The organism is Bradyrhizobium sp. Pha-3, assembly GCF_042258325.1.
GTDB lineage: Bacteria > Pseudomonadota > Alphaproteobacteria > Rhizobiales > Xanthobacteraceae > Bradyrhizobium > Bradyrhizobium elkanii.
In genome coordinates, this window is record NZ_CP170151.1 from 1,648,505 (window position 1) to 1,662,134 (window position 13,630).

Genomic DNA, 13,630 nt, shown 5'->3' on the forward strand with positions numbered 1-13,630 from the left:
ATGCGTGTAGTTGGGGGCAGGCTGAAGGGCCGCAACCTGGCTTCGCCGTCGGGCCGCGAGATCCGCCCGACCGCGGACCGCCTGCGCGAGTCCGTGTTCAACATTCTGATCCACGCCTACGACAATCCGATCGAGGACGCGCGCGTGCTCGATCTGTTTGCCGGCACCGGCGCGCTCGGCATCGAGGCGGTCTCGCGCGGCGCCAAGTTCACGCTGTTCGTCGACAATGGCGCCGAGGCGCGGGCGCTGCTGCGCAACAATGTCGAGTCGCTCGGCCTCGGCGGCACGACCAAGGTCTATCGGCGCGATGCCACCGATCTTGGACCTGCACATCCGGTCGAGCCGTTCTCGCTGGTGTTTCTCGATCCGCCCTATGGCAAGGGCCTCGCCGACAAGGCGCTCGCCTCGCTGCGCGACGGCGGCTGGCTGACGCCGGGCGCGCTGCTCGTGGTGGAAGAGGCAAAGGCCGCGGCATTCGCGGCGCCCGAGGGCTTCGAGGAGCTCGAGCGGCGCGCGTATGATGACACGGAGTTCGTGTTCTTGCGAGCTGTCACCGCAATTTAGTGTGTCGTCCCTGCGAAAGCAGGGACCCATAACCACGAAACTGTGTTGTGAAGGCACGCTGGGGCCCCAGCCTCTCTCAAACGGGAGATCGGTGGTTATGGGTCCCGGGTCGCGCTTCGCTTGCCCGGGACGACGGGGATGGAGACTACCTCCGCCCGAACAGCTTCTCGATATCGCTCAGCTTCAATTCGACATAGGTCGGGCGGCCGTGGTTGCACTGGCCGGAGTTCGGCGTGTCCTCCATCTCGCGGAGGAGCGCGTTCATCTCTTCCGGCTTGAGGCGGCGTCCGGCGCGGACCGAGCCGTGGCAGGCCATGGTGGCGGCGACGTGCATCAGCCGGCGCTCCAGCGGCAGCGCCTCGTCCCACTCGGCCATGTGCTCGGCGAGGTCGCGGAGCAGCCCGGCCGCATTGGTCTTGCCCAGCAGCGAGGGCGTCTCGCGCACGGCGACGGCGCCGGGGCCGAAGGATTCGATCGCGAGCCCGAACGACGCCAGCTCCTCGGCGCGATCGAGCAGCTTCTCGACCGTCGCCTCATCGAGCTCGACGATGTCGGGGATCAAGAGGATCTGCCGCTGCACGCCGTTCTTCGCCAGCGAGGCCTTCAGCTTCTCATAGACGATGCGCTCATGGGCCGCGTGCTGGTCGACCACGATGAGGCCATCGCGGGTCTGCGAGACGATGTAGGTCTCGTGGATCTGGGTGCGCGCAGCGCCCAGCGGCCGGTCGAGCATATCGGGCGCGGGCGCGGCCTCGAAGCGCACATCGGCGGTCGGCGCGCCGACGTCGAACGCGGCCTGTCCGGGCTCGGCGAAGGCCGGCGCCGCCGCGCCGTCGAACGCGCGCATCGGACCAGCCGGATAGGACGGCGAGCCGCGCCAGTCCCAATTGCTCGTGAAGGCGGGGCGGAACGCCGAGAGCGCGGCGCCGTCGGCGGTATTGGCCGCGGTGCGCCTGCCTTCGCGCGCGAGGCCCTCCTTCAGGGCGTGCACGATCAGCGCGCGCACCAAGCCGGCATTGCGGAAGCGCACCTCGGTCTTGGCCGGATGCACATTGGCGTCGACCTCTTGCGGGTCGCAGGTCACGAACAGCGCCACGACCGGATGGCGGTCGCGCGGCAAATAATCTGAATAGGCCGCGCGCACCGCGCCGAGGATCAGCTTGTCGCGCACCGGGCGGCCGTTGACGAACAGATATTGCCCGAGCGCATTGGCGCGGGTCAGCGACGGCGCGGCGGCAAAGCCCTCGACCACGACGCCCTCGCGCTCGGCGCGCACGTCGATCGCGGAGCTGCGAAAATCCGCACCCAGGATATCGCCGAGCCGAGTCAGCCGGCCGGCGGCGCCGGGCAGCGCCGCGGCCCAGGTGACCGGCGCGCGCTCTTCGCCGGCCAGCGTGAAGGCGATGTCCGGGCGCGCCATGCCGAGCCGCCGCACCACCTCGCGGATCGCCTCCGCCTCGGTGCGGTCGGTCTTGAGGAACTTCAACCGCGCCGGCGTGGCGTAGAAGAGTTCGTTGACCTCGACGCGGGTGCCCTGGCCGAGCGCGGCCGGCATGATCTCCGACTTCTCGCCGCCTTCGACCGACAGCGACCAGGCATGCGGCTCGCTGGCATGACGCGTCGTGATGCCGAGCTTTGCGACCGCGCCGATCGATGGCAGCGCCTCGCCGCGGAACCCGAGCGTGCGGATGCGCAGCAGGTCTTCGTCGTCGAGCTTGGAGGTGGCGTGACGGTCGACCGCAAGCGTGAGGTCGGCGCGGGTCATGCCACCGCCATCGTCGGTGATGCCGATCCGGCGCCGCCCGCCGCCATCGGTGAAAACGTCGATCCGGCTGGCGCCGGCGTCGATCGCGTTCTCGACCAGTTCCTTGACCACGCTCGCGGGGCGTTCGACCACTTCGCCGGCGGCGATGCGGTTGACGAGCTGTTCGGGAAGCTGGCGGACGGGCATGGATTGGACGGTCGGAGAGCGATTCGAGGCTGGCCGTTACTATAAGTCGCCGCGCCGGCAAATGCATGGGACCGATCTGGCGGCCGGATGCGGGTTGGGGATGAGTCCGGCCTATCGCCTTGAAGACGCTTGGCTTCGGCGGCCGGCGCGTTACGCCCTACGTCCCGATTGTGGGGCCGCGCGCACAGGTATATCGTTTAGAAAAATTATAAGTTCTCGCCGGAGGAACGCCATGTGCCATCTTTTCGCGCATCAGCCGCAACGCGACTATGAATCGCAGACCCGATCGTTGCGGATCGACGGCCATTGCACCTCGATCCGGCTGGAAATGTCGTTCTGGGATACGCTGGAGGAGATCGCGGCCAAGGAAGGCATGACGCTGGCCAAGTTCCTCACCACCCTGCACAACGAGGTGCTCGATCATCACGGCGAGGTGAACAATTTCGCGTCACTGCTGCGCTGCTCCTGCCTGATCTACCGCGCCAAGGCGAATGCGCCGGCAGTCGTTCCGGACTATCGCGGGGCGGCGGCGATCATGGATGCGGCGGAATAGGCCTCACTTGAATAGTCGTTTGTCGCCTTCGGCCGTAGTACCGGAACTCATCCTTGTTTTGGACCGCCTAGCGGCTTTGCTGCGTGAAGATAGGTGGGGTTCGCGTTGGGCCGATTGGATGGAAAAGTCCCGTCGCGAAATTGTCGATGGCGATTTTCATGGCATCGAGCGACTGTTGAGTGCCTACGGCGGGATGGGGTCATTTAATGATCTGGTCTCATCATCATCAAACGATGAGATAGACCGGCTTCGAACCCAAGCCCGGGAGTTAGCGATCTCGATCAGGAATAACGCCGATATCAGCGGGTCGTAGCTCCGAGACTGTCAAAGGCAATAACCCCTAAAGAAAGGCGGCCTTGTCCAGTTGGGCAAGGCCGCCTCAGTGAGAGGGGAATTGTATTTTCTTGCTAGATCTCCTTGCGCTGCATCGCGCCGGCGATGTGGTCGGCCTGCCGGATCGCCAGCGACACGATCGTCAGCGTCGGGTTGCAGGCAGCACCGCTCGTGAACTGGCTGCCGTCGGAGACGAACAGGTTCTTGATGTCGTGGGTCTGGCCGAACTTGTTGACAACGCCATCGCGCGGCTTCTCGCTCATCCGGTTGGTGCCCATGTTGTGGGTCGAGGGGTAGGGCGGCGTCGGGTAGGTCACGGTAGCGCCGACCGCCTCATAGACCGCGGAGCCCTGCTTGTAGGCGTGATCGCGCATCGCGACGTCGTTCGGATGATCGTCGAAATGCACGCTGGCGACCGGCATGCCGAACTTGTCCTTGATCTTCGGGTCCAGCGTGATGCGGTTGGTCTCCTGCGGCATGTCCTCGCCGACCAGCCACATGCCGGCCATCCGCGGATAGCCCTCGATCGCGCTGGTGAAGCTGCGTCCCCAGGCGCCGGGATTGAGGAACGCGGCCATGAAGGGCAGGCCGAGCGACAGCGTCTCCATCTCGTAGCCGCCGACGAAGCCGCGCTTCGGATCGTTCTTGGCCTCGTCGCGGATGATACCGGCCATCGTGGTGCCGCGATACATGTGCACCGATTTCTCGAAGCTCGCATACACGCTGCCGGTCATGTGCCGCATGTAGTTGCGGCCGACCTGGCCGGATGAATTGGCGAGCCCGTCCGGGAACATGCTGGAGGCGCTGTTGAGCAAGAGCCGCGGGCTCTCGATCGAGTTGCCGGCAACGGCGACGACGCGGGCCTTCTGGCGCTGCATGGCGCCGGTCGAATCGGCATAGACCACGCCGGTGACCTTGCCGGACTGGTCGTGCTCGATCTTGATCACCATGCTGCCGGGACGCACTTCGAGGTTGCCGGTGGCTTCGCCCTTCGGGATCTCGGTGTAGAGCGTCGACCATTTGGCGCCCGACTTGCAGCCCTGGAAGCAGAAGCCGATCTGCTGGCAGGAGCCGCGACCGTCGCGCGGCTCGCTGTTGATCGCCATCCGCCCGGTGTGCACTTCCTTGTAGCCGAGCTTCTTCGCGCCGGCTTCCATCACCTTGAAGTTATTGTTGCCGGGCAGTCCGGGGATGCCGTTGGTGCGGGTGACGCCCATCTTGTCCTCGGCCTTGGCGTACCACGGCTCCATCTCGGCGAGCGTGATCGGCCAGTCGATCAGGTTGGCGCCGGGAATGGCGCCATAGGCCGACTTGATCTTGAACTCGTGCTCGTCGAAACGCAGCGAGGCGCCGGCCCAGTGCGTGGTCGAGCCGCCGACCGCCTTCACGATCCAGGCCGGCAGGCCCGGAAAGTCCTGGTGGACGCGCCAGCTGCCTGAGGTCGAGCGCGCGTCGGACCAGGCGAGCTGGGTAAAACTGTCCCATTCATCGTTGATGAAGTCCTGGTTCTCGATGCGCGGGCCGGCCTCCAGGATCACGACCTTGACGCCCTTCTGCGCCAGTTCATTGCCGAGCGTTCCGCCGCCGGCACCGGAGCCGACGATCACCACAACGCCGCTGTCATTCAGATCGAATTTTGCCATTGTTTCCTCCCGACCCGTTCAGACCTTCGGCAGCCAGTCGATATCGGCAAAGCCGCGCTTGATGTAGCCGCCATGCTCGGCGGAGGAGCCCTCGTAGCCGAACCGCGGCCACACCTCCTTGTTGTTGTAGATGGAGACGATGAGGTCGCCGCGGATCTTCTGGAAGAAGGCGCTTTGCTCGATCTGTTGCAGCAGCGCGACGCGGTCGTTTTCCCAGGCGACCTGGACATAAGGCATCTTGTGGCGGTCATTGGCCGCCTGATCGAGCCTCGTGACGCCGTCATTGATCAGCGACTTGACCGCCGGATCCTTCGCCGCCTTCTCATCATACGGCTTGACCGCTGCTATGTAGTAGCTGTCGCCGAGGAAATCGTGCGGATAGATGTCGCGCGCCATCTTCTGCAGCGTCTTCAGCGTGGCCGGCGTCAGCGTCGTGGCGCCTTCGGCCCATGCATCGGCGATGCCGAGCCCCGTCGAGGTCGCAATTGCGACTGCGGGTGCGGTAACGGCCGCGCCTTTGAGAAAGACACGCCGGTCATATTTGCTGCGTCGATCGATTTCTCTCATGGGTTCCTCCGTCAATTTTTATTTGTGCAATTGCCTTGTCATTTGAGCATGCTCTAGCCGAAGCGCCCGCCGCGCTGGATCACCTCGATCTTGTAGCCGTCGGGATCGGAGACGAAGAAGAAGCGCGCCAGCGTCTTGCCGTCATGCTTGAAGTCGCGCAGCGGCCCGGGCGACAGTTTCTCCTGCTCGAAGCGCGCGTGCTCGGCATCGACGTCATCGACGATGACGGCGAGATGGCCGTAGCCGTCGCCGAGCGCGTAGGGCTCCTTGCGATCGAAATTGACCGTGAGCTCGACCTCGAAGGGCGAGGAGGGATGGCGCAGGTAGATCAGCGCGAAATCGGGAAATCTCAGATTGTCCGCGATCTCCAGGCCAAACGCGCGCTGGTAGAAGTCGAGCGCTTTGGCTTCGTCGAACACGCGGATCATCGAATGCACGGGTTTCGCCATTCAGTTCAGCTCCTTCAGATAGGCGATGATCATGGCGCGGGTTTCCGGCTTGGCCTGCCGGTAGGCCATCACGGCGCCCGGGATCACCTCCTGCGGATTGGTCAGCCAGGCATCGAGCCGGGCGTCGTCCCAGACGAAATCGGCCTTGCCAAAGCCCGCGGAATATTTGAAGCCGTCGGCCTTGCCGGCGTGGCGGCCGACGATCCCGTAGAGCGACGGTCCCTGCCGGACGGCATCCGACATGTTGGTGGTGTGGCAGGTCGCGCATTGCTGCTTGAACAGAGTCGCCCCATCGGGCGGCTTGGCGGCGGGCAAGGGCATTTGCGCAGCCGTCATTTGCACTGCAAGCATTGCGCTGCAAAATCCCAGCCCCAACGTCCACCTTGCGCGCAGCTTTGTCATCTACATCACCGCCTCTGTGCGGTGACTGTAGGAGGCTGAAATCCGCCGTTGGTAGTAGCGGGCTGTTTCACAGCAGAACAAAGCTGGGCGGTGATCTGGCGCGGAACCGGTGGTTGCCGCATATGCGGACGACAATTTCGCAAAATGACCGCGAAATCCCTGCACGATCACCACACGACGCAGCTTGCATCTCGCGTGCGCCGTTTGCGGAAAATGCAGTCTTGCGCGATGGGGTTCAGGGTCGGCGCTGCAAACGGCGCACCACCTGCGCCGCTCCTCCATCGTCAATTAAAATCCCAGGAGAATTGGATGACGTTTGCAAAAACCAGCGTGCTCGCCCTTGCCATCTCGGCCGCGATGGCCGGCCCGGTCCTGGCACAGGGAACGACTGCACCGGATACCCAGCTTCGCGGCGGTGCGCAGGGCAGAGGTACCATGCAGCAGGGCGGCGGCATGTCCGGCAGCGGCGATGAGGAAATGGCGGCCCAGCCTGGCGCGCCGACGCAGAAGAGCGGTGCCACCGCCAAGTCAGGCAGCAAGGGAACGGTCGGCAGCGGACGCACGGCACCGAAGTCGGGCGGTTCCGAGATGGCGCCTGCAACCAAGAAGTACTAGAGCCTTCCCGGTTCTGATTGATCAGAACCAAAGCTCAAGCTTCTTGTTCTGACTCGTTTCCTTCGCGCGAACCGGCATCCGCTTCGCGCGAAAACGCGTCTGGTTACGCTGACCGGATCCCGGATGCAGTGCCGCGTGCGCTGCGTCCGGCGTTCCCTGGAGCATGATCCGGAAAAGTGGAAACCGGTTTTCCGAAAAGATCATGCTCAAACAAGGAGATGAGACCATGATGCGATTCCGTGGAAACGCATCATGATCTAGTCGTCGAAACGGCGCGTGCCGCGTCCCGCCTTGATGTCGCTGCGGCGCTTCTTGCCCTCGAGCCGGCGCTGCTTGGAGCCGAGCGTCGGCTTGGTCGGCCGCCGCGGTGTCGGCCGCACCATCGCCTCCTTCAACATCTCGAGCAGCCGCTCGATCGCATCAGCGCGATTGCGTTCCTGGGTGCGAAAGCGGAAGGCGTGGATCACGATCACGCCGTCCTTGGTCATGCGGCTGCCGGCGAGCCGCGCCAGCCGCTGCGCGGCGTCCGGCGGCAATGCAATCTTGTTGGTATCGAAGCGAAGCTGCGCCGCGGTCGAGACCTTGTTGACATTCTGCCCGCCCGGGCCGGAGGCGCGGACAAAGACGATCTCAATGTCGTTCTCGTCGATCGCAAGGTCGCGGGACACCCGCAGCATGACATCACCCATGGAAGAATCGGCGGCCGCAGAATAGCGGGTTTGGGTGTGCTTGGGTGGCGTTGATGCGGTGTTCGTTGCGTCAGCGGTTCGAGCCCGCGGCTCACCCCTCTCCCCAACCCTCCCCCGCAAGGGCAGGGCTATCGCATGTGACCGAGGAGTTCGAAGAGGAACGCATCGTTCCATCCGGCGCGTTTGAGCTTGCCGCGCAAGGAGCCTGTCGTGTCCGGGTGGGCTTGGGCGACGTTGAGGGCCAGGCGCCTGAGCACGGCCAGGTTGGCCGGCCCGTTGTCCTTGCGGTTGCGGGCGAGGTCCTCGTCGAGGGTGACATCGAGCGGCCAGTGCAGGTTATTTTCGATGCCCCAATGAGCGCGGACGATACGCAGGACGTCTTTGCGGCTGTAGGGGCGGCTCATCAGGAAGTAGCGCTCGACCGTGTCGTCCTGTCCACGCTTGCTGGTGATGCGGGCGACAGCTTTGAGGCCCGGGAAGTCGTGCTTCTTGGCCATGCCGGGAGCCGGCGCAACGAGAGCAACACGCTTGTCGGTGCGTCCATGGTCCGCATCGGTGGTGGCGAGCGAAGTCTTGCCCTTGCGTTTGACGGCGCAGATTGCGGCTTTGGCATCCTCCAACAGAGCGGGCTGGTTCGCCTTCACCGCCAGCACGTAGTCACCGCCCCGTGCCACGATCGCTTTGGCCATCGCGCGGTGGCAATGCAGGGCATCGGCCGTGACTACGCAGCCCTTGAGCTGCAAGAGCTCAAGCAACTGCAGGGCACCGTCGACTTCGTTGTTGTTCGGCGCCAGCACATTGGCAAGCGCCATGCGCGTCTGCGCCGCCCAGGCGGTCACCATCACCGGCGGCATGTGGCTCCTGCCGCGTTCGTAGCCGCGTCGCAACGCTTTGCCGTCGAGCGCGATCACACCGCGCGGCCGCTTGATCTTCGCGCCTTGCGCAAAATCCTTCATAAAACGCCGGAACGCGACCTCAAACGCCTTCGGGTCGAGCATCCGGAACACCCGACTGAACGTGTCGTGGCTCGGCAGGCCGTTCCTGAGCACCAGCACATCCTGCCAAAGGTAGGCCTTCATCCGGGCAAACAGCGCCATATCGGTGCAACTCGTCGCCCCGCACAGCGTCGCCATCAGCGCGATGAACAAGATCTCGGTCAGGTCATGCAGCGCGTTGTCGGCCCGCGGGTCCGGCAAATCCTCAAAGCACTCGGCAAATCGTTGCATCGGCCGCTCCCTTCAGATCAGGAACTGCCTTCAGAATCCCTTTCCTTCGATTCGGCAACTACTTGCACGCGCACACATGCGATTCCCCTGCCCGCAAGGGGGGGGGGAGGGAGCCCACCCGCTTGCGCGTCCCTAACGATCGAAGCGTCAGAGCCAATCCAAGCATCAGTGCCCGTGTTGGCAGTGTGTGAGGTGAGCACGGCCTTCATGCTCCCTCCCCCCTTGCGGGGAAGGTGGGGAGAGGGGTGGCCACAACGGTGGTGTATGAAGAAGTGGACGCCCGCCGAAAAGCGTCAGTTCGCCTTCGGCGGCGCCGACACCGGCTGCGCCGCGGCTTGCGGGGCGCGGCCGACGATTGCGGTGAGCAGGCCGTTGCCCCAGAGCCTCCTGGCGACCCGCTTGGCGTCGTCGAGCGTCACCGCGTCGACGATGGCGTTGCGCTTCTCGACGTAATCGATCGGCAGCTTGTCGAGCTGGTATTGCAGCATCGCCTGCGCGAGCTTGGAGGAGGTGTCGAGCGCCAGCATCTGCGAGCCCTTCAGGTAGGACTTCGCCTCGTCGAGTTCCTTCTGCGTCGGACCTTCCTCGGCGATGCGGCGGACTTCCGCTTCGATCGCATCGACGGTCTCCCCGGCGCGGTCGGCGCGGGTGCCGGTGTTGCCGATGAACAGCGCGGAGTGATCCATCCAGACCAGCGCTTCATAGATCGAGTAGGCCAGCCCGCGCTTCTCGCGCACTTCCTTGTAGAGCCGCGACGACAGCCCGCCGCCGCCGAGAATGTGGTTCACCACATAGGCCGCCATGAAATCCGGGTCGTGCCTGGCAATGCCGGGCCCGCCGAAGGTGACGACGGTCTGCGGCACGTCGAGCGGGACGAAGGCGCGCTGCGGCGGCCTGGTCGCCACGACGTCGGGGACGGGCGTCAATTCGGCCTTCGCCGGCAGGCCGCCAAAGGTCTTGTCCAGCAGCTTGCCGAGCGTATCGGCATCGACGTCGCCGACCACGGCAACGCGCAGCGTATCCTTGGCGATGATGCGGCGGGTATAGTCCTTGAGATCCGGGATCTGGATGGTCGGCACGCTGTCGAGCGTGCCGGTGGCCGTCCTGGCATAGGGATGATCGCCGAATGCGAGCTCGAGGAATTTGCGGCCGGCGAGCGAGGACGGATTGGTCGATTCGCGGCGCAGATTGGCGATCACCTGGGCGCGGATCCGTTCGACGTCCTTCGGCTCGAAATGCGGCGAGGTCAGCGCCATCCGCAACAGGTCGTAGGCTTCGTCCTTGTTGTCCTTGAGCATGCGCAGCGAGCCGCGGAATTGATCGCGGTTCGACTGGAAGCCGAGCTCGATGGCGCGGCGCTCGAGCCGCTCATGATAGGTCTTGGAATCGAGATCGCCGGAGCCTTCGTCGAGCAGGTCGGCGACCAGATTGCCGACGCCGGGCTTGCCGGGCGGATCCTGGCTGGCGCCGCCGCTGAAGGAATATTCCATTGCGATCAGCGGCACGGTCGCGTCCTGCACGAACCACGCCTCGATGCCGCCGGGCGATACCAGCCGCTGGATCTTGGCCGCGGCCTGCGAGGGCGCCGACGTCAGCGTCAGCAGCGCGGCGCAGGCGCCGCCGATCAGCGCCGCACGGCGGGTGAGGGAATAGATCACGAGCGCTTCTCCTCGCGTTTCGGCGCAGTAGTATCCTTGATCAGATAGCCGGTCACCGACCGCTTCTTGTCGAGCCAGCTGGCGGCGGCAGTGCGCACCTGCTCGGCGGTGACGGCGCGAATGCGATCCGGCCAGCTGCGGATATCCTCGATGCTGAGCCCGGTGGTCAGCGCGCCGCCATACCAGCGTGCCAGCGTCGCCTGGTTGTCCTGGGCGTAGATCGCCTCCGCGATGAGCTGGGTCTTGACCCGTTCGAGATCCTCGGCGCGCGCCGGGTTCTGCGCGAGGTCGGCGATCACCTTGTCGATCGCGTCCTCGATCTGCGCGAACTCGACGCCGGGTTTCGGCGTCACCGAGATCGAGAATTGCGACGGATCGAGCGAGGTGCCCTGGTAGCCGGCGCCGGCCGAGATCGCGAGGCCCTTGTCGATCACCAGTGAGCGATAGAGATAGGAGTTGGCGCCGCCGCCCATCAACTGCGCGAGCACATCGAGCGCCTGGCTCTCGCCTGAAGCCGCTGTTGTCGCCGAGGGCACGAGGTAATAGCGGCGCAGGCTCGGCTGCTCGACGCGCGGATCCGACAGCGTCACGGTGCGCGGCGCGGCCGGTGTCGGCTCCTGCGGCCGGACCCGCTTTTCGGGGATCGCATGCTGCGCCGGGATCGGGCCGAAATTCTTCTCGACCAGCGGGCGGATATCCTTGACGTCGACGTCGCCGGCGATGACCAGGATCGCGTTGTTCGGCGCATAGAAGCGCCGGTAGAAGGCGAGCGCATCCTCGCGGTCGAGCTTCTCGATCTCCTGGTGCCAGCCGATCACCGGCCGGCCATAGGGATGGTTGAGATAGAGCGCGGCCATGATCTGCTCGGTCAGCCTTGCATCCGGGTTGTTGGCAACCCGCATGTTGAACTCCTCGAGGACGACATCGCGCTCGGGCAGCACGTTCTCGTCCTTGAGGATCAGGCCGGTCATGCGGTCGGCCTCGAACTCCATCATGGTCGGCAGCTGCTCGCGCGGCACGCGCTGGAAGTACCCGGTGTAGTCGACCGAGGTGAAGGCGTTCTCATTGCCGCCGACGCGCAGCACGGTCTGCGAGAACTCGCCGGCCGGATGCTTGGCGGTGCCCTTGAACATCAGATGCTCGAGAAAATGCGCGAGGCCCGACTTGCCGGGCGTCTCGTCGGCCGAGCCGACCTTGTACCAGATCATCTGCGTCACCACCGGCGTGCGGTGGTCGGGGATCACCACGACCTGCAGGCCGTTGTCGAGCGTGAAACTGGCGGGGCGTTCCGAGGTGACGGTGGTCTGGGCGCGGAGGCTGGCACCCGGCAGCGGGATGGTGGAAACAAATGCGGCAGCGAACAGGGCGATCGATCGGCGAGAGCGCATCATGGTCCTTATGAAAGCCCGGACACACGGCCGGGGCGCGAAAGCAAGCCATCGTACACGGTCGTTGCCGTGCCCATGGTCACGAAGCGGAGAGACACCCGCCGCTCCGCATTAAGCTTTGCTCATGTCAGCCTTCGCCCGAACAGGCCAAGCGATCACTGCACCGGTTTTCCGGTCATGACGTCGTACTGGCCTTCCTTCGCCATCGGCGCCTGCGGACCGGTGCCGTAGGCATAGCCAGCGGACGGCGTCTGGTAGCCCGGAGGTGGCTCGGTCAGGGAATCGCGCGTCGGCTCGCCCTTGAAGGGTTTGGACTCGCTGCTGTTCCCCTTGAACATGCCGAGCAGGCCGCCGGTGTAACCGAGCTGGCTCGGCATCAGCGACGGATTGGTGCTCACGCCGGGCTCGAGCGGCTCCTTGCGGCCATCGGTGGCGGTCTGCTGCTTGCGGCCGGCCTCGATCTCGGCCGGCGTCAACGCCACCGCCGACTGCCACGGCTCCTTCTTGACTTCCTTCTTGCGCGCCGCGATCGCAGCCTTGCGCGCCGCGATATCGGGGTCTTTCGGCCAGTTCGGCGCGTTGACCTGGGCGGTCGATGCCGGCGGGGGCAAATCGAGCTTGGGCGGCACCACCAGCGGCGAGCGCTCGCGGTAGTCGATGCCCTTGCTGGCCGCGCTCTTGGCGCCGAGCCCGGTCATCAGATTGTCGACGATCCGCTCTTCGAAGGTCAGGCCGTCGTCGCCGTCATCCTCATCGTCGCCGGCGCGCACCGGGCCGGCCGTCATGACAAGGCCGATCCCGGCTGCGACGAACGCCAGGCGCAGGCCACGCATCAGCGACAGCCGGGACGTCTCGATCAGGTAACCGCGGGCTTTGGTGTTGCGCATCGCGCCATTCCCATCTCAAAATTCGCCAAAGCGATCACTGGCTTAGGCACAGTTCCGCTTGAGCAGGTGTCGACCGCTGACCGGCTCGTATCGGCCGGGATCAGGGCGCTTTTACGGCGGGGGTCCCCACCACGGAATCATACAATAGGGCTGCCACGCCAGCAACGATGGCTACATCGGCAAGGTTGAAGATGTACCAATTGAAGGTTTTTCCCCCGATCTCGGCATGAAGCAGGGCAAAATCGACCACCGCGCCATAGGCGAAGCGGTCGATGCCGTTCCCGATGGCGCCGCCGATGATCAGGCCGAGCGACACCGTCGCGAGCCAGGTCCGCGACCGCGCCATCCAGATCGCCAGCGCGATCACGGCCGCGGCCTTGATCACCATCAGCAAGATCTGGGCCGCCGGGGTTTCGCTCTGGAACCAGCCGAAACTGATCCCCGGATTCCAGGCGAGCACCAGGTCGAAGAACGGCGTCACCCGCACCGGGGCGTGACGCGCGATATCCAGGACGTGGAGCAGCCAGAGCTTGGAAGCCTGGTCGGCGATCAGGGTGATCACCGCCGCCAGCACACCGGCGCGGAGGGGAGGATTCATCGGAGCCCCACCAAAGGTGTCGTCCCGGCGAAAGCCGGGACCCATACGCCGTGCCAAGTGTTGTTTGAATGACTCGGAGTCATCAACCTCAGTCCATTCTAGACAGC

At 65.0% G+C, this 13,630-nt stretch carries 15 protein-coding genes; 4 read left to right on the forward strand and 11 right to left on the reverse strand.

The window, feature by feature from the left end:
* Window positions 1–564 (forward strand): 16S rRNA (guanine(966)-N(2))-methyltransferase RsmD, encoded by a 564-nt coding sequence (gene rsmD / locus ACE10X_RS07935; protein WP_038388021.1) that lies wholly within the window; start codon window positions 1–3, stop codon window positions 562–564.
* Window positions 565–709: 145 nt separating this feature from the next.
* On the opposite strand, the gene mutL is transcribed toward rsmD, so the two are convergent.
* The gene (gene mutL, locus ACE10X_RS07940) at window positions 710–2,515 is read right to left on the reverse strand and encodes a DNA mismatch repair endonuclease MutL (protein WP_038388020.1); all 1,806 of its coding nucleotides are present in this window, start codon (window positions 2,513–2,515) and stop codon (window positions 710–712) included.
* Between the two features lie 232 nt (window positions 2,516–2,747).
* Between mutL and ACE10X_RS07945 the strand changes: the two genes are divergently transcribed.
* Both ACE10X_RS07945 and ACE10X_RS07950 read left to right on the forward strand, forming a co-directional pair.
* Window positions 2,748–3,068: a ribbon-helix-helix domain-containing protein gene (locus ACE10X_RS07945; protein ID WP_016848007.1), complete on the forward strand. Its 321-nt coding sequence runs from the start codon at window positions 2,748–2,750 to the stop codon at window positions 3,066–3,068.
* A gap of 7 nt (window positions 3,069–3,075) precedes the next feature.
* A complete protein-coding gene (locus tag ACE10X_RS07950; protein WP_157788143.1) occupies window positions 3,076–3,381 on the forward strand; it encodes a DUF6966 domain-containing protein in 306 nt (101 codons plus the stop codon).
* Between the two features lie 94 nt (window positions 3,382–3,475).
* Here the strand turns inward: ACE10X_RS07950 and ACE10X_RS07955 are convergent, their stop codons facing one another.
* From ACE10X_RS07955 to ACE10X_RS07970, 4 genes are read right to left on the reverse strand one after another with little or no spacing between them, the layout of a single operon-like run.
* On the reverse strand, window positions 3,476–5,044 hold the full coding sequence (locus tag ACE10X_RS07955) for a GMC family oxidoreductase (protein WP_028341065.1): 1,569 nt from the start codon (window positions 5,042–5,044) through the stop codon (window positions 3,476–3,478).
* An 18-nt stretch (window positions 5,045–5,062) separates the two neighbouring features.
* Window positions 5,063–5,611: a twin-arginine translocation pathway signal gene (locus ACE10X_RS07960; protein WP_038388019.1), complete on the reverse strand. Its 549-nt coding sequence runs from the start codon at window positions 5,609–5,611 to the stop codon at window positions 5,063–5,065.
* 53 nt (window positions 5,612–5,664) lie between these two features.
* Entirely contained in the window at window positions 5,665–6,060 is a 396-nt protein-coding gene (locus ACE10X_RS07965; RefSeq protein ID WP_038388018.1) for a VOC family protein, read from the reverse strand.
* Window positions 6,061–6,381 carry a cytochrome c family protein gene (locus ACE10X_RS07970; protein ID WP_038388030.1) on the reverse strand — a complete coding sequence of 107 codons (321 nt, stop codon included), beginning with the start codon at window positions 6,379–6,381 and terminating at the stop codon, window positions 6,061–6,063.
* 390 nt (window positions 6,382–6,771) lie between these two features.
* On the opposite strand from ACE10X_RS07970, the gene ACE10X_RS07975 reads away from it, so the two are divergent.
* Window positions 6,772–7,077 (forward strand): hypothetical protein, encoded by a 306-nt coding sequence (locus ACE10X_RS07975; RefSeq protein ID WP_038388017.1) that lies wholly within the window; start codon window positions 6,772–6,774, stop codon window positions 7,075–7,077.
* Between the two features lie 257 nt (window positions 7,078–7,334).
* On the opposite strand, the gene arfB is transcribed toward ACE10X_RS07975, so the two are convergent.
* From arfB to lspA, 6 genes are all read right to left on the reverse strand, one after another.
* Complete coding sequence (arfB, locus tag ACE10X_RS07980; RefSeq protein ID WP_038388029.1) at window positions 7,335–7,754, reverse strand: alternative ribosome rescue aminoacyl-tRNA hydrolase ArfB; 420 nt, start codon at window positions 7,752–7,754, stop codon at window positions 7,335–7,337.
* Between the two features lie 140 nt (window positions 7,755–7,894).
* Window positions 7,895–8,992 (reverse strand): ISAs1 family transposase, encoded by a 1,098-nt coding sequence (locus ACE10X_RS07985; protein ID WP_038389016.1) that lies wholly within the window; start codon window positions 8,990–8,992, stop codon window positions 7,895–7,897.
* 293 nt (window positions 8,993–9,285) lie between these two features.
* The gene (locus tag ACE10X_RS07990; RefSeq protein ID WP_162136689.1) at window positions 9,286–10,650 is read right to left on the reverse strand and encodes a pitrilysin family protein; all 1,365 of its coding nucleotides are present in this window, start codon (window positions 10,648–10,650) and stop codon (window positions 9,286–9,288) included.
* Window positions 10,647–12,041 carry a M16 family metallopeptidase gene (locus ACE10X_RS07995; RefSeq protein ID WP_375764135.1) on the reverse strand — a complete coding sequence of 465 codons (1,395 nt, stop codon included), beginning with the start codon at window positions 12,039–12,041 and terminating at the stop codon, window positions 10,647–10,649. The genes ACE10X_RS07990 and ACE10X_RS07995 overlap by 4 nt, the downstream gene beginning before the upstream one ends.
* 152 nt (window positions 12,042–12,193) lie before the next feature.
* Window positions 12,194–12,925 (reverse strand): hypothetical protein, encoded by a 732-nt coding sequence (locus ACE10X_RS08000; RefSeq protein WP_028341057.1) that lies wholly within the window; start codon window positions 12,923–12,925, stop codon window positions 12,194–12,196.
* Window positions 12,926–13,025: 100 nt separating this feature from the next.
* Complete coding sequence (gene lspA, locus ACE10X_RS08005) at window positions 13,026–13,568, reverse strand: signal peptidase II (protein WP_193375455.1); 543 nt, start codon at window positions 13,566–13,568, stop codon at window positions 13,026–13,028.
* Window positions 13,569–13,630 lie beyond the last annotated feature (62 nt).

Coding starts and splice junctions, on each gene's coding strand:
- arfB (WP_038388029.1), bottom strand. CDS start 7,754: ATGCTGCGGGTGTCCCGCGACCTTGCGATCGACGAGAACGACATTGAG.
- ACE10X_RS07975 (WP_038388017.1), top strand. CDS start 6,772: ATGACGTTTGCAAAAACCAGCGTGCTCGCCCTTGCCATCTCGGCCGCG.
- ACE10X_RS07985 (WP_038389016.1), bottom strand. CDS start 8,992: ATGCAACGATTTGCCGAGTGCTTTGAGGATTTGCCGGACCCGCGGGCC.
- ACE10X_RS08000 (WP_028341057.1), bottom strand. CDS start 12,925: ATGCGCAACACCAAAGCCCGCGGTTACCTGATCGAGACGTCCCGGCTG.
- ACE10X_RS07960 (WP_038388019.1), bottom strand. CDS start 5,611: ATGAGAGAAATCGATCGACGCAGCAAATATGACCGGCGTGTCTTTCTC.
- ACE10X_RS07945 (WP_016848007.1), top strand. CDS start 2,748: ATGTGCCATCTTTTCGCGCATCAGCCGCAACGCGACTATGAATCGCAG.
- ACE10X_RS07995 (WP_375764135.1), bottom strand. CDS start 12,041: ATGATGCGCTCTCGCCGATCGATCGCCCTGTTCGCTGCCGCATTTGTT.
- mutL (WP_038388020.1), bottom strand. CDS start 2,515: ATGCCCGTCCGCCAGCTTCCCGAACAGCTCGTCAACCGCATCGCCGCC.
- lspA (WP_193375455.1), bottom strand. CDS start 13,568: ATGGGTCCCGGCTTTCGCCGGGACGACACCTTTGGTGGGGCTCCGATG.
- ACE10X_RS07955 (WP_028341065.1), bottom strand. CDS start 5,044: ATGGCAAAATTCGATCTGAATGACAGCGGCGTTGTGGTGATCGTCGGC.
- rsmD (WP_038388021.1), top strand. CDS start 1: ATGCGTGTAGTTGGGGGCAGGCTGAAGGGCCGCAACCTGGCTTCGCCG.
- ACE10X_RS07970 (WP_038388030.1), bottom strand. CDS start 6,381: ATGCCCTTGCCCGCCGCCAAGCCGCCCGATGGGGCGACTCTGTTCAAG.
- ACE10X_RS07965 (WP_038388018.1), bottom strand. CDS start 6,060: ATGGCGAAACCCGTGCATTCGATGATCCGCGTGTTCGACGAAGCCAAA.